The following is a 24,855-nucleotide window of genomic DNA, read 5'->3' as shown; positions in this document are numbered from 1 at the left end:
ACGAAACGAATGGCGCGTATGCCGAGAACTCCTCGGCATACGCGTTTTCTTTAGATCGCCCCCTTTTGGCCGCACGATGCTGCAATCCGCTTCCGACGATGATCCGCTGGTCGGGCGTTTGCTCGATGCTCTTTTCGCGGAACTGTCGCCGGAACTGCGCGACCAAGTCGCGTCGCAGCTGCAAGCCAGCGGCAGGCTTCCTCAGGCCTGGGCGACTCTCGTCCGCGACGCCAAGCTGGCGGCCCTCAAGCAGTTGGCCTATGGCGCCAGTCACGAAATCAACAACCCACTGGCCAACATCGCCAGCCGGGCTCAGTCGCTGTTGTTGGAAGAAGCCGACCCCGAACGACGTCGGCAATTGGCGACGATCTACGCCCAAGCGATGCGCGGACACGCGATGATCGCCGACCTGATGTTATTTGCGCAACCTGCCGCCCCGCAGTTCGCGCCATTCGACGTAGTTACGGCAGTCGCCGAAGTAATCGATTCGCTGGCGGTCGCCGCCGAAGCGCAATCGACTTCGATATGCTTCCACGCTCCCGCAACCGTTACCCTCGTCGCTGATCGCGTCCAAATCGCCTCCGCCGTCGCCGCCGCGATTCAAAACAGCCTCGACGCGATCAGCACCGATGGCGAAATCATCGTCAGCATCGTTCCCCAAAACGAAGGCTGCGTTATCATGATCGCCGACAGCGGACCAGGCGCCCCGGCCGAAGTTCGCAACCAAGCGTTTGACCCCTTCTATTCTGGTCGCGAAGCAGGTCGCGGTCTTGGCTTCGGCCTGACCAAATGCTGGACGATCGCCCAATCCCATCATGGCACGGTTACTTTTCAAAATGTCGACAAACAAGGAGCGCAGCTCTGCCTGCAAATCCCTTGGAACTTGTCGACCATCGGCCATGAGAAAGCGGATTGATGGACCACCACGGCTGGATTAGCTTAATTCCCCCTTTGACGGCGATTGTGTTGGCGCTGACGACGCGTCGCATCCTGTTATCGCTCTTTATCGGCGTCGTCCTCGGCGCATTGCTCGTTCGCGACGGGAACCCGATCACGGCGGGCTACACGTTGATCGTCGAGTACCTTGGCGCCAACCTGATGAACGTCGACAAGCTGAAAGCGTTCGCTTTCACCCTTTCGATGGGAGCGATGGTCGGGCTGATCACCGTCACCGGCGGGATGCGAGGTCTGGTCGAACGAGTCCTCCCTTGGGCGCAAACGCGTCGCGGCGGTCAAATCTTGATCTCGCTGCTGGGGCTGGCGATCTTTTTTGACGACTACGCGAACATGCTATTGTTGGGCGGAACGACCCGGCCGCTCGCCGATCGCTTGAAGATCTCTCGCGAAAAGCTCGCGTTTCTGATCGACTCGACCGCCGCGCCGGTCGCCGGGCTGGCGCTCGTTTCGACCTGGGTCGCCGTCGAAATCGACTACATCGGCGAAGGGCTTACCGACTTGCCGAGCACGCTCGGCATCGAGCCGATTCAGCTCTTCCTGACGAGCATCCCTTACCGCTTCTATCCACTCTGGGCGCTGCTGTTCGTCTTTCTGGTCGCCGGGCTTGATCGCGACTTCGGTCCGATGCTAACCGCCGAACGAAAGCGTCTGGAAGAAGAACCGAGCGACGATCAGCTGTTCGACGCTCCTCAGGAAATCGCCGGCATTACCAGCCATTGGCTGAACGCGGCGCTGCCGATTTTGACCACCGTCAGCATGGTGACGTGGTGGCTGTACCACTCTGGATCAATCGCAGTCGCCGAGGCAAAAATCGAGCCGACCTGGGCTAATATCTTCGGCAACGCCAGTTCGTACGACGCACTCATCTACGGGGCAGTCGCCGGCAATGCGGTCGCCCTGCTGATGATCCTGCCGCAAAGCATCGTGCCGCCGGTGAAGGTCTTTTGGGGAATGATCAAAGGCGCCATCGCGATGACGCCGGCGCTGGCGATCCTCTGGCTTTCCGGCGCGCTCGCAGCGACCACCAGCGACAAAGAATGGGGCCTGGGAACCGGCCTCTATTTGGCGGAGCTGACCAGCGGAGCGATTCCGCTCTGGCTGTTGCCGACCGTTACGTTTTTGGTCTCGGGCGCGATGGCTTTTTCGACCGGCACCAGTTGGGGGACGATGGGGATCGTCATGCCGCTGGCGATTCCGCTCACCTATAACCTGATGGTTGGCGCGGACGTCTCGCCGGAGACTTCACCGCTGTTGGCGGCGGTTGTCGGGACGGTTCTCGCCGGCGCGATTTTCGGCGATCACTGCTCGCCCCTCTCGGACACGACGATCCTCTCGTCGCAATCATGCGGGTGCAATCACATCGCTCACGTGAATACGCAGATGCCGTATGCGATCACCGTCGGCGTGATGACGATTGTGTTCGGCACGATTCCGGTCGCGCTGGGCTGGCCGATTTGGCTTTCTCATCTGCTCGGTGCGACAGCACTGGCAGCGATCCTGGTTTGTCTCGGAAAGAGACAAGCTTGAAAGAATTACGCGCCTCACGATCGTTACAAGTGACCGCTCTTACGCGTTGCAAATTTTTTTCGCCGCTTGCTAGCTCGCGGCGATAGCACGGTCAACATCGCATCTCCATTGCGTTTATCGGCGATTGCCCTATCCGCCGCCGATTGACGCGTTTCTCCTAGCGACCGGAGTCGCTTGATCGTCGGCACGATCGTTGCACTATGTTTCTGTCGACGTGTAAATACGAAAAAGGCCTTTGCCACGGAGATTCAAAATGCGATCCACCACCCTGCTTGCACTCACCGCCGCTATCACGATCCCTGCGATCGCCAGCGCCCAAGCGCCACGGGCGGATCGCTTTCACCAAGTCGCTCCGCAAAACGTGCAAATGGTCTCGCGGAATATCGTGACCGCCAAGCCGGTCGGCACGTCGGTCGGTTCGACCGCTTCCCCTTGGTACGAACAAGGACCGCTGCAGACTTCGTCGACTCCGCCGGCCGAAGTCCAGCGCACGATGTTCTACGCCAGCGAAGTTCAATCGTCGCCGAGCGACGCCAACGCCGCCGACTACGCCCCGTCGTTGGCCCCCAGCACGCAGGCGCCGCCGACCTACTTGCCGCCGAAGGTGGTCGCCCCGGCGCCATCGACCAATTGGTCCGCCGCGACTCCGTCGACGACGACCTACGCCGCTCCGGCTCCGACCACAACCAGCGTCAGCCCGGCCGTCTGCTATTCGTCCCCCAATCCAATTCCGACGGTCGCTCCGGCCACTTACGCCGCTCCGGCGCCGACGACGATCGTGACGCAATCGCCGATCATCACTGGCCCGACGGTCGTTTCGCCTCCGCCGGTTCGGTTTAACACGACGTACCGCCCGATCCTGCCGGTCGCTGGCATCCCGGCCGATTTCAGCGTCGGCCAAGGGATCTACGGCCAGCCACGGGTCTATGTCGACAACCAGCCGGTCCGCAACTTCTTCCGCTACATCCTGCCGTAAGGCGCGTCTCCCCCGGACAATCCCAGGAGGGCGAAGCCGATGGATTTCTCCGGTCCATCGGCTTCGACTATTTCTTGGGTCGCCCAATTCGTCGCGAGAAACTCATTAGTAGCCCGAAGCGCAAGCGAGGGAAACTCGCTCGCAAGCAATCGACGAATGTCGACTTTCGTCATTATTCCTAACGCATTTCCCTCGCTTGCGCTTCGGGCTATTACTTGCCCTTTCGCCTACTCCGCTTTCGGCGCTTCTTCCGCCAGGGTTCCGTCGGCGGCATAGCCATACCGATCAAAGTAGGGCTTCCAGCGGCGATAGATTTCGCTCGCTAGTTCTTCTTCCATCTGGTGCTGGTTGCGGACGAACTTGCGGCTTTCGGCGGTCGCTTCTTCCATTTGGGGACGGACCTGCTCGAAGTCTCCCAGCCCCAGCTGCGCGTAGATCTTCGCCAATTCGCCGACCGGATCGGCGACGACGTCTTCGTACCGCGTTTCGATCAGACGATCGGAGCTCAACTTGTCGGCGTCGCGGAAATAGCCGCCGTACATCCGATCGAAGCATTCAAAAATGTACTGGCGATACTTCGGGTTCTTGGGATGCTGGAACGACTGCACCTCGTCCATGGTTTGCCACAACCGCTCGGTCGACGCAAAGACTTCCATTGGGTTACGGGAAATGTGGATGAACTTGGCGTCGGGGTACATCTCGGCGAGGAAGCCAATGCGCCCGGTGTGGGTCGGCGACTTCAGGATGATCGGCTTGTCCCGCTTCAGGGTGACCATTCGGATAAAGAAGTCGAGACATTCCCGCCACTTGGCCTGCTCAGCCGGGTCAATCCCGTCCATGTCGAGATACTCGGTCCCATCCGGCTCATGGTCAGGAAACGCCATCCGGTAATAAGGAGAAGGAACGCCGAGCGCGACCAGGGCGAACTCATCTTCCTGCGGTTTGGCCCAGCCAACCGTCATATTGTCCATCGGCCGCGTGCTCGGCATCAGCCAGCTGAACCAACGAGTCACGAAGTCTTCCATCAGCAAAAACTCGCACGGCCCAAAGCACTGCATCGTGGTCGGCGACGTGTAAGCTTCGTCCAAAGACATCAACTCATGCAGAAACGTCGTTCCGCTGCGCCAATGCCCCAGGATGAAGACCATCGGCGTATGTGGAACCGTTTCCTTGAGCTTCTTCCCCCAGATTGCTAGCTGCAGTCGGTAGAAGACGCTGTTGAACAGGGTGAAGATCGTGACGATCAACGCCATCGTCACCCGCAACGGATGGAAGGCGAAACGATGTCTTGCTAGCAGACGCATCCAGGGGCGAAAACGCATCCCGTGCCAGATGCGCGGACTGTACCAGGGATAGGCGTTCGCCTTCTGTTTACGAGGGGGTTTCGCAGCGGGGTCGGTCAACGGAGCTTCCTGGACGACAAACGAAAACGGGGCGGAAACACTCTATGGTAGCTAAAAAAACGGCTTTCGCGGCGGGGATTTTCTAAGCGACCCCTCCATTTTTCCGAGCAAGTCGCCATTGACACGATAAACATAGCCGCATCAACGACTTTGCTCCCTTGATCGGCCTGGACTCGGTTTCCCGTTTTCAGTAATTTTCGCCCCGCTTCACGCGGCGACGTATCTCCGCGGCGCTGCTTTCGTCCCTTTGCCGATTGATTTCCGTGCTTCCTGCCGTTGAACGAATTCGAGATCTGATCCTGCCGGTAGGCATCATCGCCAGCGTTCTGGTGATCCTGGTGCCGTTGCCGAACTGGCTCATGAACTTGCTTTTGACGGCGAACATCACCGCGGGCGTAATCATTCTGCTGACGACGATCTACGTACAGACGCCGCTTGAGTTCAACGTCTTCCCTTCCCTCTTGTTGGCCACCACCCTCGCCCGATTGGTGTTAAACGTCGCCACCACGCGACTGATTTTGACCAAGGCGGCTGAAGACGGGATGGACGCCGCTGGTGGGGTGATCGAAACCTTCGGCGAGTTCGTCGCCGGAGATAAAATAGCGGTCGGCATTATTATCTTCGTGATCATCATCGTGATTCAGTTCATGGTGATCACGAAGGGCGCCACGCGTATCTCGGAAGTCGCCGCCCGTTTCGCGTTGGACGGCATGCCCGGTCGCCAGATGGCGATCGACGCCGACCTGAACGCCGGCATAATCGACGAACACGAAGCGCAACGCCGCCGTGCCGAGATCACGCAACAAGCCGACTTCTTCGGGGCCATGGACGGCGCCAGCAAGTTCGTGCGCGGCGACGCAATCGCCGGCATCATCATTACGTTGATCAATATCGTCGGCGGCTTCATCATCGGCATGCAGGCCGGCATGACGTTGGCTCAAGCGGCCGAAGTTTATACCAAGCTGACGATCGGCGACGGTCTGGTCAGCCAGGTTCCCGCCTTCTTGATTTCGCTCGCGGCCGGTTTGCTGGTTACGCGTAGCAGCCAGAAGACGAACCTGCCGCTGGAATTCGTGCAACAGTTGTTGTCTCGTCCGGCGGCGCTGATGGTCTCTGGGGCGTTCCTTGGTCTGCTCGTCTTCACCGGTTTGCCGAAACTGCCGCTGCTGACGCTCGGTTGCAGCTGCATCGGCTTCGCCCTCTTCCTGCAGAAGAAAGACAAGAAGGACGAAGTCGTCAAGCAAGAGGCCGAAGCGAAGAAACAAGAACAAGAGAAAGCGGCCAAGAAAGAGGACCGCATCGAGGACTATCTCTCGATCGATCCGATGGAAATGGAACTGGGGGTCGGACTCGTTCGCCTGGCGGCGCCTGATCGGGGCGGCGATCTGCTGCATCGCGTCACCGGCGTTCGCCAGAACGTCGCCACCGAAGTCGGCATCATCCTGCCGAAGGTTCGCATCCGCGACAACATGCGCTTGAGCGAAAACCAGTACCGCATCAAAATCACGAACAACACCGTCGCCGAGAATACGATCTATCCCGATCGTCTGCTGGCGATCAGCGGTCCCAACTCGCAAGGCAATCTGCCGGGCGAAGCGACCCGCGATCCGGCCTACAACCAGCCGGCCGTCTGGATCGAAGCCGGTTTGCGTCCGCAAGCCGAAATGCTTGGCTACACGATCGTCGAACCGTCGTCGGTTCTCGCGACCCATCTGCAGCGCGTCGCCAAGAAGCATGCCGACGAGTTGCTGACTCGCGACGCCACCAAACATCTGCTCGACGAACTGAAAGCCGAATCGCCGGCCGTCGTCGACGAACTGATCCCGCATCTGATGAAGCTGGGGGACGTTCAAGCGGTACTGCAAAACCTGCTGCGAGAAGAAGTGCCGATTCGCCAATTGGCGGTCATCCTGGAAACGCTAGGCGATCAGGCGACGCGCACCAAGGATCCGATCTGGCTGACCGAATTCGTCCGCCACCGTTTGGCTCGCACGATCTGCACCAAGTATCGCGATCGCGAAAACAAGATGTACGTCATACCGCTCGACCCGGCGATGCAGGATCGGATCGCCGCAGGCATCGACACCGAACGTGGACCTTACGCTCGCATGTCGCCGCAAGCGATCGAACTGACCTGCCGTGCGGTCGCCCAAGGAATCGAAAAGTTGCTGTCGGTCGGGAAGCCGCCGATCGTGCTGGTCAACCCGCAGATTCGCCCTGCCCTGAAACAACTCACCCTGAATCACATCCCTGATTTGATCGTACTGAGCCACAACGAAATCACCCGCGATACGCTGATCGAGTCGGTCGGCATCATCAGCGACATCGTACCGGGTAAATAGACGACGCCATGGACATCAAGACGTTTCGCGCCAAATCGATGCCGGAAGCGCTCGAGCTCATTCGCAAAGAGCTGGGGCCCGACGCCGCCGTTTTGCATACGCGGATGACGCCGCGCCGCGGACTGGCAGGCCTCTTAGGTTGCCGCGAGTTTGAACTAGCCGCGTCGGCCAGCGTGCCGGTGAAGAGCCGTTTTCAAATCGAAACGGCCGCTACGAACAATACGCCGACGCCCCACGAAGAGTTCGTCGCGCGCCGCTTTGAAGTTGAACTGCCGGAAGCTGCTCCTGCAGCGCCGATCCATCGCCCGGCCGACGCCGAAGATCATTCGCAGCGTCTGGTCGACGGCCTTGTCGACGACCAAGGGGAATCGATCCTCGACGCGTTGTCCAGCTACGCCGGACAGTCGCTACGCAATTACTCGCCGATCGTCGCGCAGTTGTATGACGAACTGATCGCCGCCGAAGTGGCGCCGCAGATCGCGTCGCAATTGGCCGCTCACCTGGAACAAATCGCCGCCGTCTCGCACGAGCGAGATCTGCGTCAGCGGATGCACCAGTTGATCGCCGCGACCTTCCGCGTCGGTCACGACCTGGAAGACTCGCGCCGCGGACCGCTGCGAATCGCGCTGGTCGGACCGACCGGCGTCGGCAAAACGACCACCATCGCCAAACTAGCGGCTCGGGCCCGGTTCACGCAAAAGCTGCGAGTCGGCCTGATCACGATCGACACCTACCGCATCGCCGCAGTCGACCAACTTCGCGCTTACGCCGAGATCATGGACTTGCCGATGCAGGTCGTCTCGTCGCCGAGCGAGATGCGCGACGCCGTCGATCACCTGGCTGGTTGCGATCGCATTTTTATTGATACGGCGGGACGCAGTCCGCGCGACTCGGTGCAGCTGCAACAGCTGCAATCGGTGTTGCGAGCGGCCGAAACCGACGTTCGCTACCTGCTGCTGTCGGCCACCACCGGCAATCGTTCGCTGCAGGACGCCGAACGCCGCTTCGCGTCGATCAACCCGACCGCGATCATTCCGACCAAGCTAGATGAAGTCGAGTCGCTCGGAGCGATGTTCAACTTGATGAATCGTACGACGCTGCCGATCAGCTACGTCACCAATGGGCAAGACGTACCGCATTCGATCGCCGTCGCGTCGGCGGAAGAACTCGCCAAGCAATTGATTTAACCACCGGGCTGCTGCGAACTACGACCATTTATGGACCGTCACTTTCCTGATCAGGCGTCGCTGCTAAGAATGCTTGCACGTCAAAACTCCAACTTCGCCGGTTCGCCGAACGTGCCGCTCGCCGTACTTTACGGCGCCGAGCGTAACGTCGGCGTGACCACGCTCGCGCTGAACCTCGGCGCCGCGATCGCGGAGTCGGGACGTCGGGTCGTGGTGGTCGATCTTGATTTTGAAAGCGATGGACTCGCGCAACTGTGCGGCCGCGGCGCCGTCGCCACAATCGGCGACCTGGCCAACTCGCGGGCCGACTTGCACGAGTCGTTCCTGCCGGGCATCCATGGCGCCCTGCTGTTGCCGACGGCCGCCGAAACCGGCTCGCTCCATGCGATCAATCCGGGGGCGCTCGAGCGACTAACCAATCAATTGCAGCGGCTGGGCCGCCATGCCGACGTCGTTTTGATCGACGCCGGCAGTCGCCCGACCCCGCTGGCCGAGCTGCTCTGGCGTCGTGCGGATCACTTTATTCTGACCGCATCTTCGGCCCGCAGCTCACTGACCGCCGGTTACGCCGCGATTCGCCACATGCTGGCAAGTGCGCCGCGAGCCGCATTCGGACTGCTGCTGAACCGCGTGTCGGCGGCGCAGCCGGAAGAACCGATCATCGAGGGTTTCGATCGCGTTTGTCAGCGACATGCTGGCGCCGCCGCGATCGGAATCGGCGCCATTCGCTACGCCCTGGAAGTGGGCGCGGCTCAAGCGTCGTGCGACGCGTTTTGCGTCCGTTACCCGCAGTCGGCGGTTTCCGTCGACTTGGCGCACACGGCCAAGCGATTTACTTCGCTGGTGCTGGACGCCGCTACCGAACAAACGACCCGCCGCGCGGCGTAAGAAAGGCTAGCCCTGACATGACAGCACGCCTTGCCGCTACGCGAGTTTTTTTGACGACTTCGCGACAATCGGAAAATTCGGCTGAATATCAAAGTCGAGACGCCCGATACCTAGATGTAACGCCGCGTACGCATGCGGCGGACATGAGTCGCGAATCACGTCAACTTAATAGACCGAACGCAAGATGGCGCGCAATTACGCGGGCGTCCTGGGCCTTATCGCTTTCGTCACTGTCCTGGTGCGGAGTTTCCTGGACATGGGCGGGATCGAGTCAACCCTTCAAGTCGCCTGCGTTGCGATGGCATTATTTGCGGCCACAGGCTGGTTCATCGGCGGCGCTGCGGAGCGCATCGTTGACGAATCGGTTCGCGAACGAGTCAACCAAGAGCTCGACAAATTGCAACGCGAGTTGCAAGGAGAAAGCAGCGGCTCTGGAAATGCGTCGGCGTAAATTCGCCACCACGTCCCCTGCGGAGAGGACGCGGCGAACGAGCGCCAACCGACGGTTTTGAGCAATCATACCGGCGAAGGTTTTGCGGCTTTACCGCTGCAAAATGCGGGTCCTGAAGGATTCAGGCGAAACGAGAAGGATCTCACGAAACGTAGCCATTGACGGCGTTTCACGGAGGATTGCATGGCGACAACCACAGCAGTCGACGACATTGCGGAAGTCTGGAAAGCCTATAAGGCCGACCAGACGCGTAAAGAACTACGCAACCGTCTTGTTGAGCGATATCTGCCGCTGGTCAAATACAACGGCGAAAGAATTTGGGCTCGCTTGCCGGAAGGGGTCGAACTAGACGACCTGATCTCGGCGGGAGTCTTTGGTCTGATGGACGCGATCGACGCGTTCGACATGACGCGCGGCGTCAAGTTCGAAACCTATTGCGTACCGCGTATTCGCGGCGCGATGCTGGACGAACTTCGTACGATGGACTGGGTGCCGCGTCTGGTGCGCTCCAAAGCGAGCAAGCTGAACGAAGCGACCAAACAGCTCGAAGCGAAGCTCGGTCGTCAACCGACCGAACAGGAACTCTCATCCCACATGGGCATGAGCGTGAAAGAGCTGGAAAAGATGATCTCCGACGCCAATGCGGTCGGACTCATCAGCCTCAACAAAAAGTGGTACGAGACCGACAGCTACAAGGACGTTCGCGAGATCGATATTCTCGAAGACGTCAAAGGGGAAGACCCCACGCGCCGGATCCAAAAGAACGATCTGATGCGTTTGGTCACCAAAGGCCTGAATCGCAACGAACGCCTCATCATCATTCTTTACTACTACGAAGAACTGACGATGAAGGAAATCGGCGCCACGCTCGACCTGAGCGAAAGCCGCGTGAGCCAGATGCACAGCAGCATCGTGCAACGTCTGCAATCGCAGCTCGGTCGCCGTCGCCCGGAATTCGGCGTCGTTTAGACTCCCCCGTCCTACGTAAAAAACCTACAACGCTTCCGGCGACGGAAGCGTTTTTTTCTGCGCTATCGCACTCCCTCAATTGGCCATACAATGATCCATGCATGGGGCGGAGCCTCCTAGGGCGGCGCTCATCGAACTCCTCATCGGTCTGAGCGTCTCGCGATGGACTCGCAAGTCGAGAAACCCGAAGAAAATGCGATCCCACGGCTGCACCTTGATAAGTACGGCTGGGGGGCCTTCGCCGTTTTCTTTCTCCTGGCGACGATCTCGGCCTGGTTCACCTGGCGGTACCAAGAGAGCCGCCGCACCATCCTCTTCCTTGAATATTCCCGTTCGCTCGAACAAGTCGTCCAGCGGCAGTTCGACGACATCCGCAGCGCCGCCGACCGGGCGCAAACCCTCTTCGTTTCCAGCCAAGTCGTTGAAAAGGGGGAATGGGAGATCTTCGTCTCTCGGATGCGTCAGGGAGAAAAATACGCCGTCGTCGACCAGTTGTTCTTCGCCGACCGGGACGCGAGCAATGAGCAAGGCCCGTGGCGAATCATCCTGACCGAACCGAACGGGCAACTCGCCGTGCATGAAGGCACGGCGATCGAAGAAAAAAGCCTCCTTTCCGAAACGCTGGACGCCGCGATTCAAACCAGCGATCTGACGGTCGACGTCATCCCAGCCAATGTGCAGACGCCGCTCCCCGGCCCCGGATTGATCGCCTGCTTTCCGGTCGCCACCACAGCGACCGACGGCGTGATGCATCACGTCGGCTGCGTCGTCGCCTATTCGTCCGAAGCGTCGCTCGAGAAGTCGATCGCCGCCAAGATGCCCAACCATTTCGTGGTCCGCGTCTATGCGGCCAGCCCCCGCTCTCCCAAGCTCGAAATCATCGGCCTGAAATCGTCCGACGGCGACGTCAGCGACAACTTTAGCCGCACCTCGCTGCAGATGATCGACTTCGACGGACTGCCGATGCAGGTGGAACTGGCGACGACGCGCAAGTTCGCGTCGGCAGGACTCTATTCGACTCCTGCCATCGTTTTCACCTCGCTGATCGCCCTCGGACTGATCTGCGGAGGAACCATTTCCTACATCATCGATAGTCGCCGCAAAGTCGAGTCGCTGCTGAGACAAGTCGAAAGCCGTAACGCCGAACTGGAGCGCTTCACCTATACCGTTTCGCACGATCTGAAGAGCCCGCTGATTACGATCCGTGGATTTGTCGGCGCATTGCGCGAAGATTTAAATCGCGGCGATCAGAAGGCGATCCATGAGGACATGGAGTTCATCGCCAGCGGCTGCTCGTCGATGAGCAGCCTGCTCGACGATCTACTCGAACTTTCCCGCATCGGCCGCGTCGTCAATCCAACCGAGATCTGCCAGGTTCGGCGCCTGCTCGACGACGCAATTCGCCGCCTTGACCTGGCCTCGCCCGATCGGGGAATCAATCTGCAGATCAACGGCGAACCGGTAGAGCTGGAAGGGGATCGCGTTCGCCTGATCGAAGCGTTTCAGAACCTGCTCGACAACGCCGCCAAGTTCGCCAATCCCGACAAGCCGGAGATTACCGTCAGTTGGATCGCCGCTTCTTCGCAGTTGCGAATGACCTTCGCAGATAACGGCCCCGGCGTTCCACCGGCGTTTCACGAAAAGGTGTTCGGCCTGTTCGAGAAACTCAATCCGAACTCCGAAGGGACCGGCATCGGCCTGGCGATCGTCCGCCGCATCATCGAACATCATCACGGCCGGATCTTTATGGAACCGTCGAGAACCGGCGCTCGGTTTGTGATTGAATTGCCGCTCCGCCAACCAACGTAAAGTCCGCTCTGCGGACCGTCGCCAACTTCTTCACTAGCCCGCAGCGCAAGCGAGGGAATGGATTCGGAAATGTCTAATGACTAATCACTAATGTCTAATTCGGAAGACACAATCTTTCATTAGACATTAGTGATTAGACATTCGTCATTTACTTGCGGCCGCATTCCCTTGCTTGCGCTGCGGGCTAGTAAGAAACCAGACGCGCTACGATTGCTGCATCAGGTCAGCGACCCAACTGGCGACGCGCCAATCCATCCACCGGCGATCGGCGGCAATGTTGCGGGGCGCGAGAAATCCGAGATGCCCGCCATGGCTGGTCACTTCTAACGTCACCAGCGGCGAACGGGGATACTTGTCGAAGATCTCCCGCGGGACGATCGGATCGTCGCCCGCGGTCAAGATGTGGGTCGGCATCGCGATGTCGGCCAACAGCGGACCGGAACTCGCTTTCTCGTAATACTCGTTGACGCTGCCGAAGCCGGCCTTCGGCGCGGTGTATTCGGCGTCAAACTCGACGATTCTTCGCGGCCGCTGCGAGAAGCGGAAGTTGGCCGCTTCTTCGTCATATTCTTTCTGCAGTTCGACCCGGCGAATCAAACGCCGGACGAAATCGCGATCGTACAGTCGGTTCAGACCGCGAGTCATATTCTCGCAGCAGTACGACAAATCGATCGGCGGGGCCACCGAAAAGATCGAGTCCAAACCGCCGCAGACGCCGGTTCCCACTTCGCCGCCGAGCTTGAGCACGACGTTGCCACCCAGCGAAAAGCCAATCGCCGTACAAGGAGAGCCAGGGCAAAGTTCGTGAATCTTGCGGATGGCGGCCGCGGCATCGTCGCTGCAACCGGCATGGAACGGCTTCTTCGCCAGCTTCATTCCAGCGCCGCAGCCCCGGAGATCCATCCGAAACGTCCGAACGCCTAGCCCATTCAACTTGGCCGCGATCCGGACGAGATAGGGACTCGTATGGCAACCGCCGAGCCCATGAATCAAGAGCGCCGTCCGATCCCCTTGGCGCCAGCTTTCGGGCGCGTCGTCGTGGATGATGATCTTGTCCCCATCCCCTAGCTCAACTTGATGCTGCACGGCGGCGTACGGAAGAGTCGGGCCCTTCCAGTAGGCGCCGATAATCGTTTGTAGATGCGGGCCGCGCAAAATAGGATGCGGGCGGTAACCGCTGGCAGACAGGTCCCGATCGTCGATCCCACGACTCATCGTTTTATGCCGTACTCATCCAGTTTTCGATACAAGGTAGCGCGACTCACGCCTAGCAACTTGATCGTTTCCGAAACGTTGCCGCCGGTGCGTTCCATCGCCTCTTCGATTAGTTTCTTTTCCCAGAAATCAAAACGCAAGGACTCAGGTTCTCCCAGCCCGGCGTCGCGCAGCCCCAGATCACGCGGCTCAATCATCGCGGAGTCCGCTAAAACGACCGCACTGTCCATAACGTTGCGCAATTGTCGAACGTTACCAGGCCACTGATAGCTGCACAATTTTTTCTTGGCCGCATCCGACAAAACCAACTCAGGGCGCCCATGTTGACGCTTGAAGTGATTCAGGAAATGGTTGGCCAGCGTTTCGATGTCGTCTCCCCGTTCTCGGAGCGGCGGAATGTAAAGCTCGAAGACGCAGAGCCGGTAATACAAGTCCTCGCGGAACCGCTTCTCGCGAACAAACTCGGCCAGGTCCCGGTTGGTCGCCGCGATCAACCGGACGTCGACGCTCACTTCTTTGGTGGCGCCCAGCGGCAAAAAGGGATGCCCTTCCAGAATCCGGAGGAGCTTCGCCTGACCATCGAGCGTCAATTCGCCCACTTCGTCCAGAAACAGAGTCCCACCATCCGCTTGCTGAAAAAAACCGACGTGATCGGCGTCGGCCCCGGTAAAGGCGCCTTTCTTATGGCCGAACAACTGGCTTTCCATCAGCGATTCCGGCAGCGCCGCACAGTTGACGCTCAACATTGGGCGATCGCTGCGGCTCGAAGCTTTGTGCAGCGCCCTCGCGACCAGTTCTTTGCCGGCGCCGCTTTCGCCGCGTACCAGAACCGCTCCGCCGGCTTTCGCGATGCGGGTAATTCGCTGTTTCAGTTCGACCATCGGCCGGCTTTCGCCGATTAGCTCGTCAAACGCGGCCGATTGTTGCACCAGGCGATCATAACCGGCTTGAAGCTTATTCAGTTCCCACGCTCGCGACAGGGCGATCACCAGGATGTTGGCCAGCGAGATGGTGAAGTCGAGATCGTTCTGCTGGAACCGTTCCTGCTCTCGATAAAGATGCAGCGTCCCCAGGGTCTGTTTCTTATGAATCAGCGGCACGCAGATCGCGTCGGCGAAGTGCTTCAGCCGCTTCGTCTCGTCCTGGTTCGTTTCGTTGGCGATCCAAACTGCATGTCCTTGCTGGCAAACCATCGCCGTCAGCGACTCGCTTAGCTTGAACGCATCTTCCACGTCTTCCGGCAACTGACGCTTCAGTCTCAGCTTCCCATCTTCTGTCAGCCAATGAAAACCGACGACCGCCGCCTTTGAGTGATCCTTCAGCAGGTCGAGAGCAATCCGAATAATGTCGTCCGGATCATCGCATCCCAATAATTTGATGGCGAACTGATAGAGCAGGATCAGCCGTTGTGCCTGCTTGTAGTCTTTCAGCTCGCGCAGTGCGACCAGGTTAGTGTCCTGTGGATCGACCGGCAGGTCCCGGACGATTGTTTGCGTCACGTTGGTCGAGTCGGGATCGTACGAAGTCGGCGGCTGACTGCTGCTGTTGAAGTTGAACTCGGTCGCCCCAATTCGCAAGCGTCCACCGTCAAACAGCTTCCCTTCGGAAATCCGCTGATCGTCCAGATAACAGCCATTTCGGCTATCGCAATCTTTGACCCACCAGATCCCATCTTTCTGAAATATCGATGCATGGACCCGCGAACAGAGGGGATCGGTCAGGGTGATATGACACTCCAAACCGCGGCCAATCAGGTTCTCGGCGTCGGCGTCGAGCGCAAAATTGGTGCCGGGGCCGGTTCCAGAGAGTAGCTTAAGATAACTGTAATTCGCCATTATGTTCCGCTCGAAGGCGCCGGAGGCCGGGAGAGGACTTTTTAGATTTAAATCGATAGCTTCCCTTATCTTACGTCAAACCTACCCATAGAGGCCAGCCGCAATAGGGGGAGCGCAGCGGGTTTTCGCAGGTTCTGGAAAAGGGGTGCAAGAAAAACTTGCCGCGCGCAACTATCGCACGTAAAAATTGAAAACATCACACCAGCTCGGGGTTAAATCAGGCAAACCGCGTCAGCTTGAGTGACGTAGACCCTGTGGATAGGATCGGTTATAACCCCGTCCCAGCCCCGCAAATTGGCCCTCTTCGCCACTCCAAACCACTCATACAATTTCAACTTAAGGGATTGGCATGCACCCAACGACCGTTATTGGGAACAGTTGGCGTCGCCCTGGCGCTCTTCGCGTCTTGACGTTCGCGTCGTTTCTTTTCTCCTCGATTTTTGTTTTCTTGCCGAGCGAATCTTCGGCCCAGGTCGCTCCCAAGGTGAGCGAACGCCGCGTCGCCTTCGCCGTGACGCAGTTAATGAAGAAGGACCACCTGTCGAACCACCCGATCGACGACGAAATGTCGCAGCGGGCCTTCGATCAGTTCCTGAAGACCCTCGATCCGCTGAAGCTCTACTTCTATCAGAGCGACATCGACGAATTCACCGTCAACCGGAACAAGCTGGACGACATGATCAACGCTGGCGACGTCAGCTTCTCGCGGACCGTCTTTGATCGCTTCCTGAAGCGGGTCAACGAACGGGTCGCGATGGTCGATCGCGTTTTGGCCTCGGACCTCGACTTCGAAAAGAAGGAGATGTTCGTCACCGACGCCGACAAGGTCCACTACCCGGCGAACGAACAGGAAGCGTACGACCGTTGGCGTCAACGGGTGAAGTTCGACATCCTGTCGGAAAAGGCCGATGGCAAGACCCTGGAAGAATCGCAGGAAAAGATCCATCGCCGTTACGAAAGCTTCGCTCGCCGCATGTCGCAGACTAGCCCGGACGAGCTGCTCGAAATGTTCCTGACCTCGATGACCTCGTCGTTCGACCCGCACACCACCTACATGTCGCCGTCGACGCTGGAGAACTTCAACATCAGCATGCGTCTGCAGCTGGACGGCATCGGCGCCGCCCTGTTGTCGGAAGACGGTGTGGTGAAAGTGACCAAGGTCATCCCCGGCGGAGCCGCCGACAAGTACGGCAAGATCCAGCCGGAAGACACCATCGTCAGCGTCGGCCAAGGCGAAACCGGCGAGATGATGGACGTGGTCGACATGAAGTTGAATGACGTCGTCGACATGATCCGCGGCAAGGCCGGCACGATCGTTCGCTTGGGCGTTAAGGCCAAGGGAACCGGCGACACCATCGTCCACAACGTGACCCGCGCCAAGATCGAGCTGAAAGATAGCGAAGCCCGCGGCGAAATCATCGATCACAAGACCGAAGACGGCCGCACGCTGCGAGTCGGCTGGATCGATCTGCCGAGCTTCTACATGGACATGGACGCGGCTCGCCGCGGCCTGGGCGACTTCAAGAGCACCACGCGCGACGTTCGCAAACTGCTCGACGACTTCAACGACAAAGAAGTCCAAGCGGTCGTCCTCGACCTCCGTCGCAACGGCGGCGGCAGCTTGACCGAAGCGATCAACCTGACCGGGTTGTTTATCGACCAAGGTCCGGTCGTCCAGGTGAAAGACTCTAGCGGCAACATCCAAGCCTACGACGACACCGATCGCGGCATGGTCTGGAAAGGCCCGCTGGTCGTGCTGACCAGCAAGCTGAGCGCTTCGGCCAGCGAAATTCTGGCCGGCGCCATCCAGGACTACAAGCGCGGCATCATCGTCGGCGACGAGGCGACCCACGGTAAAGGTACCGTCCAAAGCCTGCTCGACCTGGGAAGCCAACTCTTCCCGGTTCCGAACCCGCCGAACTATGGCGCCTTGAAGATCACGATGCAGCAGTTCTATCGCCCCAACGGCGAAAGCACGCAGCGTCGCGGCGTCGAAGCCGACGTCGTCCTCCCGTGGATCACCACTCACATGGACATCGGCGAAGGCGACCTTGATTATGCGATCGCTTGGGACAAGATTCCCCAAGCCCAATACACGCTCTACAACATGGTCAGCAGCGATCTGCTCACCCAGTTGCAGGCCGACGCTGACTCGCGAATCAAGAAGTCGGAAGACTTCCAGAAAGTCGAGAAGAACATTGAACGTTACGTCGTCCAGAAGAATCGCAAAGCGGTCAACCTGAACGAAAAGGAATACCTGGACGAGCGGAAAGAGCTCGACAAGGAAAAGACCGAACAGGAACAGTTTGAGGAAGACAACGAAAACCCCGAAGAAGTGGTCAAAAAGGACTTCTACTTCGAAGAAGTGATCGACGTCACCTCCGACTACGTCCAACTGTTGGAACAAGGCCGCGTCGCTGCGAACAAGTAGTGGATCGCGTTTCCTAGCAACTCCCAAAGCCCGCGTGCCCAACACGCGGGCTTTTTTTGTGCGCATTTCCGCCATCTCCATCGCTGGCGGACTCTCCAGCGAACAGTTTTCGACATTTCCGCAATTTTTGGGAAAATGGAAGGCTCAGCGGCGTCATGTCTATAAACCATGAGGGAGCAGCATCTTGTCGGAATCGCCGAATCAGCAGCCAACTCGTCGCTCGGGAATCTCCCGAGAGATCGGGCAGTTGCTGGATCGGTATGCGGATGCATTGACGCTTTACGCCCGACAACTTTGCTCGGATCCCGAAGACGCCGTGCAATGCGCCTTCGTGAAATTGACCCGCCAAAGCTCGCTCCCTACCGATTGCGTCGCCTGGTTATATCGGGTCGTGCGAAACGAAGCCCTGACGCAAAGCCGAGGGGAACGTCGCCGCCGCGATCGCGAGCAAACTTTCGCCTCCTTGCGCGACGGTTGGTTCGAAGCCAGCGGCGCCAACAGCTTTGACGCTGTTGCGGCTTCCGAAGCGCTCGAGCGGCTCACGCAGCTGCAGCGCGAAATCGTCACCGCCCGGATTTGGGGCGGACTGACCTTTCGCGAAATCGCTCAGCTGCTCACCCTCTCTCCATCATCGATTTATCGAGAATATCAACAAGCGATTGCGTACCTGCAAACGGAATTAGATGAACCATGTCCGAATCGTTCCACCCCGAATCCTTGAGCCCGTTTGAGGCTCGATTGGCGCAGTTGACGCCGCGATCGGCTCAGGTCGATCGTGACGAAGTGCTGTTTGAAGCCGGTCGGCAAGCGGCCTTCGCCGAACAACGGGGCGTCTTGCGTAAATGGTATGTCGCGTGCGCCGCGCTGGCGGTTGCAACCTGCGGTCAATCGATCTGGCTGCTGGGAAGCGGCGACGCTGCAAAAACCGCGACGCTTCCGCCACCTCCGCCTCAAGCTGTCGAGCAGACCCCGCCGACGCCAGAGATTGCGTCGGCGGAAGACCAGACGCCCACCGAGCGAATCGTACGCACGGAAGCCCCGGTCACGGATCCTGTTGTCTCGACGTCGCAATCAACCTCGTTTTGGGCGGCGTTTCTTTCCCCGTCGGCGGTCGATCGTCGTCCGACCGCTGCGGCGGGCAGTTTATCGGTCGGCTCGTCGGTGAAACGAACGATGCAGGAAGTTTTTGTCGTTCCGAAACCGGTCGGCATTCCGTTCCACGAGCAATCGCCCCTCTCATCCCGTAGTCGCGATTGGTCTCCAGACTAGTAATTTCGCCATGCAACCTTGACTCGTCCCTGACCGCCAGCCGGTTTGCGTTCCCCTCATCGCCTTAGAGGATTCATTCTCATGCGTTCGCACCTCCTGATTCGGCCAGCGGCGATCTTCTTTTCAATACTCGTTCTGAGCATTTGCAGCTCGTCGGCCCATGCCCAATTCTTTGAGCAAAGCACCGGGGAAAATGCAACGCTGACCTATACGTTCTCGCTCACGCCCAAGTCGCCACAGCCGCCGATCATGAAGTATCGGCTCTATCCCTCTTACTCCGAGCAAGTTCCCGGCAACGCCGCCCCGCTCTATCACCGCGCAATTCTCTTGATCAGCCAGCATTCGGCCCATCTCAAGTCGCCGCTGAAGTATTGGCAAGAGATAGACGAGTGGCGTCTGACGCCGCTCGAAGAATTGCCGATTGACGAAGTCGAAACCGTCGTCAATTCCTACTCCAGCTCCTTGCAAGAGGCGTCGTTCGCCGCTCGACGCGAGCATTGCGACTGGAATCTGCCCATCAAGGAGCACGGAGTCGACGTTTTCAGCGTCCTGTTGCCCGAAATTCAAGAGATGCGTACCGTCGCCCGAATACTAGCGCTCCGCATTCGCTTGCGACTCGCCCAAGGGAGACTCGACGACGCGATTGCCGATCTCCAAACGGGTTACGCGATGGCCCGACATGTTGGCAATCGGGACTTCATCGTCAATGCGCTGGTCGGCATTGCGATCGGCTCGATCATGGACGAGCAACTGTTGACGGCGCTATCGGTCGATTCGACGCCGAATCTCTATTGGTCAATCGTCAACCAACCGACGCCTCTGGTCGACATTCGCAATGCGATCGACGTCGAACGAGACAATATCGTGACGGTTTTTCCGGAGCTAAAAGAAGCGGAGAACAATATCGGCGATCAAGCGTATTGGGATCAGAAGTTGCAGGACGTGATCGCCCGCAATCAACTTTATCAGTCGAATCCGCGCCAGAACGAACTCGACTTGATGAATCTGGCCTATCGCGCCGCCATCTTCAGTCAGGTCGAACGCGTCAAACAGGAATTGGTCGACAAGTTCGGATATGACAAGCGAGCCGTCGAAACGATGCCCGGCAGCCGTGCGATTCTCTTGTATTCGTATCGGCACTTCCAGCGTCTCCGAGATCAGTACATCGCTCCCATCGGCCTCCCCTATCATCAAGCTCAACAGTTTTATCCGGCCGACAATCAGATCTCTCGTGAGCTCACCGTCGGCGATCCGCTCAAGCTTGCGGAGACGTTGCTTCCCAGCCTCGCGACGTTCCAAAACTCCGCGGCCCGTCAGGATCGTTGGTATGCCATGCTGCTGGCGGTCGAAGCGATTCGCGACTACGCCGCCATCCATGGCGAATTACCGGAATCGCTGGACGCAGTCCGTCTGCCGATTCCCAAAAACCCATTCGACGACCAACCGTTTACGTATCAGCGACAGGCCGACGCACAGACGAATGCGACGCTTGAGGGCGTATCCGCTCGCCTGCCGCTCCGCTTTCAAATTACTCTTCGACAGCCCTAGTCGTACGCACCAGATTTCTCCTCTTCGGGAACCCAGCTCATGCAACTTTCAACTGGATCGCTTGCCCTTTTCCTGCTGCTTGCCGTCGGCACAGCATCGCTTCACGCCCAAGATACGATTGGCGTTGAATACCTCCCCCCGCAAGCCGCCTTGGCCGCGGTCGTTAAACCGCAGGCCATTCATAGCAGCCCGCTATTGCAGATGGTCCCCTGGGAAGTTCTCACCGTCAAATCGAATGAATTCGCTGGATTGGCGATTCAGGACATCCAGTCGGCGCTGCTGTTCGCGACCCCGCCGGGCCCCGACGGAAAGCCGCAAGTTGGGGCTGTGGTTAAACTCGCGAAGCCGGTCCCCCTCGACTCTCTCTTTCCGCCGCTGCGCGAAGCAGGCGAACTCGTCCCGAATACCATGGCCAATTCCGATCGGTACTTGGATGGATCAAGAAACTTGTTGTTCAACGTCTACCCTGTTGACCAGCAGACCTATTTGCTGGGAACGCCAAACGCCATCCAGGCCATGCTCGCTCAACAGCGGCAGCCAGCCGAATCGCCAATGGCCCAGTTATTGAAGAGCGATATGCAAGAGGTCGAATTTCAAGCGTTTCTCGACGTGCGGTCGATTCGCGAGATGGCGCAGTTTCTTCTGAGCGATCCCCAATTTCAGAACTTCCCCGATCTGAAAAACCTGCCTCAGCAGCTTTCACACGCACAATTGATCGGCAGTCTCGATCGAGAAAAAGGGGGCGTCACGTTGAAGCTGACCGCCCGCAACGAAGACAAAGCGAAGCAGTTGGAAATGACCGTTCAGGGGCTGTTTGATACCGGCACAAAAGCGTTCGGCGATTTGACTCGCCCCAACGACCCCGACAGCCCCGAGGGCCAGGCGATTCAGCAATATACCGATCGCGTCATTCGCACGCTGCTCCACGCCATCCAACCGACGCGTTCAGAGAATCAAGTCGTCATGACCACGGTCGGCAAGCCGGAGACCTCGCCGCAAATGCTGCTGGCGAGCGGAACGGCCGTTTTGGTGCCGATGATCGCATCCGCGAAAGCGACCGCTTATCGCTCTCGTTCCACCAACAACCTGAAGCAGATGATGCTGGCGCTTCATAACTATTACGACACCCATCAAAAAATGCCGAGCGATTCTTATGACGCCAACGGCAAGCCGCTCCTTTCATGGCGAGTTCATATCCTCCCGTACATCGAACAGGCCGCCCTGTACCAACAATTCCACCTCGATGAACCGTGGGATAGCGAGCACAACCGAAAGCTGATCAACACGATCCCCGTTACCTACCTCTCGCCAGGCGAAGACGCCTTGGCGGCGGAAGGGAGGACCCGCTACGAGCGTCCGCTGGGAGAAGGCTTGCCGGCCAGCAAGAAAGGGGATCTCACGTTTGCCGACATGACCGACGGCACGTCCAACACGCTAGCCATTATCGAAGTCCCTTCGGCCGATGCGGTAATCTGGACGCGACCGGACGACTTTGAAGTCGATCTCGCCTTCCCGATAAAGTCACTGTTGCCCGGCGACGCAAAAGGAATGACCGCCGCCCGCTACGACGGAAGCGTGCAGTACTTCGTCAAAAAGAACCTGACCGACGAGCTTCTTAAGGCCTTGCTAACCTATGCCGGCGGCGAAGTCGCCGACTATCGCGACTAGCGAGGCCCGACGAACTAGTTGGCGGAAAAAAACTAGCTCTCGGCAATAACATTGGCCAGCAGAGGCTGTGAGTTTGACTCACAGCCTCGGAGCGTTAAAGTTTCGCCTTCTGACACCGCTCGCAAAAAAACGTCGCTCGTTGCGCCTGCACGATGCGAATCACTTCCTTCTTCCCACAAGTGCGGCAAAGCTCTCCTTCGCGACCATAGACGCGGTGACAATTCTGATACCCGCCGTCTTGGTTCAGCGCGTTGCGATAAGTGCCGTCGCCGAGGGTCGATCCCTCGTACTTGATCGCCTCCTGAAGTACGTCGACCATCGCGGCGTGGATCTTCTTCCAAGCGGCGGTCGAGATCTCATCGCACGGCGTCTCCGGATGCACCTTCGCCACATGCAATAGTTCCGCCGCGTACAGATTGCCGACGCCGCAGACCGCTTTCTGATCGAGCAGCGCCACTTTCACTGCGCGGCGGCTCTTCGTCAGTCGATCGCGCAGTTCTTCCCACGAGATGGAGAGCGCGTCCGGGCCAATCTTGCCGCTTTCGGTGAACTCGGCGACAAACTCTTGCTCAGAAAACAAGCGGACCGAGCCAAGTCCGCGGCGGTCCCAGTACCAGACCTTTTCCACCGGAGAGTTCTCGAGCGTCATTACCCACCGCAGATGCTCGCGCGTGGGGGGATCAGCGACCAGCACCAGGCCGGTCATCCGCGGTTCGAGCACAATCCGATCTCCCCCCTCCAGAACGATGATGACCCTCTTGCCGACCCGATCAATTGCCGTAATCGACCGGCCGACCGTTCTCCGCCGAAATGCGGCGATCCCCGGGGCCAGTAAAATAGGGCGTCGAGCGCACGGCGGTTTGGCGACGTCAGCCACTTTCGCCCCGACGATCGAGAGAATCCCGCGGCGCATCGTTTCGACTTCAGGGAGTTCCGGCATGACTTGATTGGGGTCGGAAAAGTAGGGCGAAAACCGACTTCAATTGTAGCGCGAAACGCCCTGGGGCGTTAGTCGCCGGCGGTCCCCTCTACTTGACCCCCCAAAAGCTTCCATTGATACTCGAACCTTGGACGGGCGACTGCGTCCTCCCCTGCAAACGCCCCGCTACACCTCTATCCCCGCAAAGTGCGAATGAACCCTGCTAGCGAATCTCTCGGCCCCGCCTCGGCGAATGTTCCGGACGCTTCCGGACGATATGGAGCTTTTGGCGGACGCTATGTGCCGGAGACGTTGACGCGAGCCTTGGACGAGTTGACGGTCGAATACGCCAAAGCGAAAGCGGACCCCGCTTTCCAGGCCGAACTCGATCAGCTGCTGCAAGACTTCGTCGGCCGCCCTTCCCCCTTCTATCACGCCAAGCGTCTGAGCGAAAAATGCGGCGGCGCCCAGATCTGGCTGAAGCGGGAAGATGTGAATCACACCGGCGCCCACAAGATCAACAACACGCTCGGCCAGGCGCTCCTCACCTTGCGAATGGGAAAGAAGCGAGTCATCGCCGAAACCGGCGCCGGTCAACATGGCGTCGCGACCGCGACCGCTTGTGCCCACTTCGGCATCCCCTGCGTCGTCTACATGGGGGAAGAGGACATTCGTCGCCAAGCGCCGAACGTCTTCAGCATGAAACTGCTCGGCGCCGAAGTTCGCCCCGTCACGACCGGCTCGCGTACGCTACGTGACGCGATCAACGAAGCGATGCGCGACTGGATGTCGTCGGTCGAAACGACGCACTACATTCTCGGCAGCGTCGTCGGCCCGCATCCCTTCCCGCAAATCGTTCGCGACTTCCAGTCGGTGATCGGCAGCGAAGCTCGCGTGCAATCGCTGGCCCGCTTCGGACGTCTGCCCGATTCGGTCGTCGCTTGCGTCGGCGGCGGCAGCAATGCGGCCGGGATGTTCTATCCGTTCATCGAAGATAAAGAAGTCGAACTGGTCGGCGTCGAAGCGGGCGGCCGCAGCGACCTGGCCGGCGATCACGCCTCGCCGCTGACCTTCGGCAGCCCCGGCGTACTGCATGGCAGCTACAGCTACGTCATGCAAGACGAAGATGGTCAGACCTGCGACGTCCATTCGATCTCGGCTGGTCTCGACTATCCCGGCGTCGGTCCGGAGCATAGCTACTGGAAAGATACCGGTCGCGTTCGCTACACCGACTGCAAAGACAATGACGCTCTCGACGCGTTTGACGCCCTCGCGAGCTGCGAAGGGATCTTGCCGGCGCTCGAATCTTCGCACGCGATCGCGGCGGGGATGAAAGTCGCCGCGTCGAAACCTTCAGATCAAATCGTGGTGATTTGCCTTTCGGGACGTGGCGACAAAGACGCCGCCGAAATCGCTCGCCTCAAAGCCGAACGCCAATAAGCGTTTCCTCCTTCGCCTGCT

At 59.0% G+C, this 24,855-nt stretch carries 19 protein-coding genes; 15 read left to right on the top strand and 4 right to left on the bottom strand.

Going from position 1 to position 24,855, the window contains the following annotated elements; genetic code table 11:
* Positions 1-76: 76 nt before the first annotated feature.
* The 3 genes from LOC68_RS20235 (at position 77) to LOC68_RS20225 (ending at position 3,460) form a co-directional block, all read left to right on the top strand.
* Positions 77-916 carry a sensor histidine kinase gene (locus LOC68_RS20235; protein ID WP_230222108.1) on the top strand — a complete coding sequence of 280 codons (840 nt, stop codon included), beginning with the start codon at positions 77-79 and terminating at the stop codon, positions 914-916.
* Positions 916-2,484: a Na+/H+ antiporter NhaC family protein gene (locus LOC68_RS20230; protein WP_230222106.1), complete on the top strand. Its 1,569-nt coding sequence runs from the start codon at positions 916-918 to the stop codon at positions 2,482-2,484. Before LOC68_RS20235 ends, LOC68_RS20230 begins: the two co-directional genes overlap by 1 nt.
* 253 nt (positions 2,485-2,737) lie before the next feature.
* Entirely contained in the window at positions 2,738-3,460 is a 723-nt protein-coding gene (locus LOC68_RS20225) for a hypothetical protein (protein ID WP_230222105.1), read from the top strand.
* A gap of 227 nt (positions 3,461-3,687) precedes the next feature.
* On the opposite strand, the gene LOC68_RS20220 is transcribed toward LOC68_RS20225, so the two are convergent.
* Positions 3,688-4,863 (bottom strand): sulfotransferase family protein, encoded by a 1,176-nt coding sequence (locus LOC68_RS20220; protein WP_230222103.1) that lies wholly within the window; start codon positions 4,861-4,863, stop codon positions 3,688-3,690.
* A 254-nt stretch (positions 4,864-5,117) separates the two neighbouring features.
* On the opposite strand from LOC68_RS20220, the gene flhA reads away from it, so the two are divergent.
* From flhA to LOC68_RS20190, 6 genes are all read left to right on the top strand, one after another.
* The gene (gene flhA, locus LOC68_RS20215) at positions 5,118-7,205 is read left to right on the top strand and encodes a flagellar biosynthesis protein FlhA (RefSeq protein ID WP_230222102.1); all 2,088 of its coding nucleotides are present in this window, start codon (positions 5,118-5,120) and stop codon (positions 7,203-7,205) included.
* Positions 7,206-7,213: 8 nt separating this feature from the next.
* Complete coding sequence (gene flhF / locus LOC68_RS20210; protein ID WP_230222101.1) at positions 7,214-8,392, top strand: flagellar biosynthesis protein FlhF; 1,179 nt, start codon at positions 7,214-7,216, stop codon at positions 8,390-8,392.
* 30 nt (positions 8,393-8,422) lie between these two features.
* On the top strand, positions 8,423-9,280 hold the full coding sequence (locus LOC68_RS20205; RefSeq protein WP_230222099.1) for a MinD/ParA family ATP-binding protein: 858 nt from the start codon (positions 8,423-8,425) through the stop codon (positions 9,278-9,280).
* 184 nt (positions 9,281-9,464) lie between these two features.
* The gene (locus LOC68_RS20200; protein ID WP_230222097.1) at positions 9,465-9,731 is read left to right on the top strand and encodes a hypothetical protein; all 267 of its coding nucleotides are present in this window, start codon (positions 9,465-9,467) and stop codon (positions 9,729-9,731) included.
* Positions 9,732-9,914: 183 nt separating this feature from the next.
* Positions 9,915-10,700 carry a FliA/WhiG family RNA polymerase sigma factor gene (locus LOC68_RS20195; protein ID WP_230222096.1) on the top strand — a complete coding sequence of 262 codons (786 nt, stop codon included), beginning with the start codon at positions 9,915-9,917 and terminating at the stop codon, positions 10,698-10,700.
* A gap of 162 nt (positions 10,701-10,862) precedes the next feature.
* Positions 10,863-12,509 carry a sensor histidine kinase gene (locus LOC68_RS20190; RefSeq protein WP_230222094.1) on the top strand — a complete coding sequence of 549 codons (1,647 nt, stop codon included), beginning with the start codon at positions 10,863-10,865 and terminating at the stop codon, positions 12,507-12,509.
* A gap of 204 nt (positions 12,510-12,713) precedes the next feature.
* Here LOC68_RS20190 and LOC68_RS20185 read toward each other — a convergent pair whose 3' ends face one another.
* Both LOC68_RS20185 and LOC68_RS20180 read right to left on the bottom strand, forming a co-directional pair.
* Complete coding sequence (locus tag LOC68_RS20185) at positions 12,714-13,724, bottom strand: YheT family hydrolase (RefSeq protein WP_230222091.1); 1,011 nt, start codon at positions 13,722-13,724, stop codon at positions 12,714-12,716.
* Positions 13,721-15,559 carry a sigma 54-interacting transcriptional regulator gene (locus tag LOC68_RS20180; protein WP_230222089.1) on the bottom strand — a complete coding sequence of 613 codons (1,839 nt, stop codon included), beginning with the start codon at positions 15,557-15,559 and terminating at the stop codon, positions 13,721-13,723. The genes LOC68_RS20185 and LOC68_RS20180 overlap by 4 nt, the downstream gene beginning before the upstream one ends.
* Positions 15,560-16,007: 448 nt before the next feature.
* On the opposite strand from LOC68_RS20180, the gene LOC68_RS20175 reads away from it, so the two are divergent.
* The 5 genes from LOC68_RS20175 (at position 16,008) to LOC68_RS20155 (ending at position 22,475) form a co-directional block, all read left to right on the top strand.
* Positions 16,008-17,990, top strand: a complete 1,983-nt coding sequence (locus tag LOC68_RS20175; RefSeq protein ID WP_230222087.1) for a carboxy terminal-processing peptidase — start codon at positions 16,008-16,010, stop codon at positions 17,988-17,990.
* A 184-nt stretch (positions 17,991-18,174) separates the two neighbouring features.
* The gene (locus LOC68_RS20170; protein WP_230222086.1) at positions 18,175-18,711 is read left to right on the top strand and encodes an RNA polymerase sigma factor; all 537 of its coding nucleotides are present in this window, start codon (positions 18,175-18,177) and stop codon (positions 18,709-18,711) included.
* Complete coding sequence (locus LOC68_RS20165; protein WP_230222084.1) at positions 18,681-19,259, top strand: hypothetical protein; 579 nt, start codon at positions 18,681-18,683, stop codon at positions 19,257-19,259. Before LOC68_RS20170 ends, LOC68_RS20165 begins: the two co-directional genes overlap by 31 nt.
* Before the next feature lie 81 nt (positions 19,260-19,340).
* Entirely contained in the window at positions 19,341-20,807 is a 1,467-nt protein-coding gene (locus tag LOC68_RS20160) for a hypothetical protein (protein ID WP_230222082.1), read from the top strand.
* Between the two features lie 39 nt (positions 20,808-20,846).
* Entirely contained in the window at positions 20,847-22,475 is a 1,629-nt protein-coding gene (locus LOC68_RS20155; RefSeq protein WP_230222080.1) for a DUF1559 family PulG-like putative transporter, read from the top strand.
* A gap of 94 nt (positions 22,476-22,569) precedes the next feature.
* Here LOC68_RS20155 and mutM read toward each other — a convergent pair whose 3' ends face one another.
* The gene (mutM, locus tag LOC68_RS20150; RefSeq protein WP_230222078.1) at positions 22,570-23,415 is read right to left on the bottom strand and encodes a bifunctional DNA-formamidopyrimidine glycosylase/DNA-(apurinic or apyrimidinic site) lyase; all 846 of its coding nucleotides are present in this window, start codon (positions 23,413-23,415) and stop codon (positions 22,570-22,572) included.
* A 192-nt stretch (positions 23,416-23,607) separates the two neighbouring features.
* Between mutM and trpB the strand changes: the two genes are divergently transcribed.
* Positions 23,608-24,834, top strand: coding sequence for a tryptophan synthase subunit beta (gene trpB, locus LOC68_RS20145; RefSeq protein ID WP_230222076.1), 1,227 nt, complete (start codon positions 23,608-23,610; stop codon positions 24,832-24,834).
* Positions 24,835-24,855: the final 21 nt, after the last annotated feature.

The sequence above is a fragment of the Blastopirellula sediminis genome, assembly GCF_020966755.1.
In the GTDB taxonomy this organism is placed as follows: Bacteria; Planctomycetota; Planctomycetia; order Pirellulales; family Pirellulaceae; genus Blastopirellula; species Blastopirellula sediminis.
The sequence above is the reverse complement of the archived record's forward strand: the minus strand, read 5'-3'. Positions and strand labels throughout refer to the sequence as shown.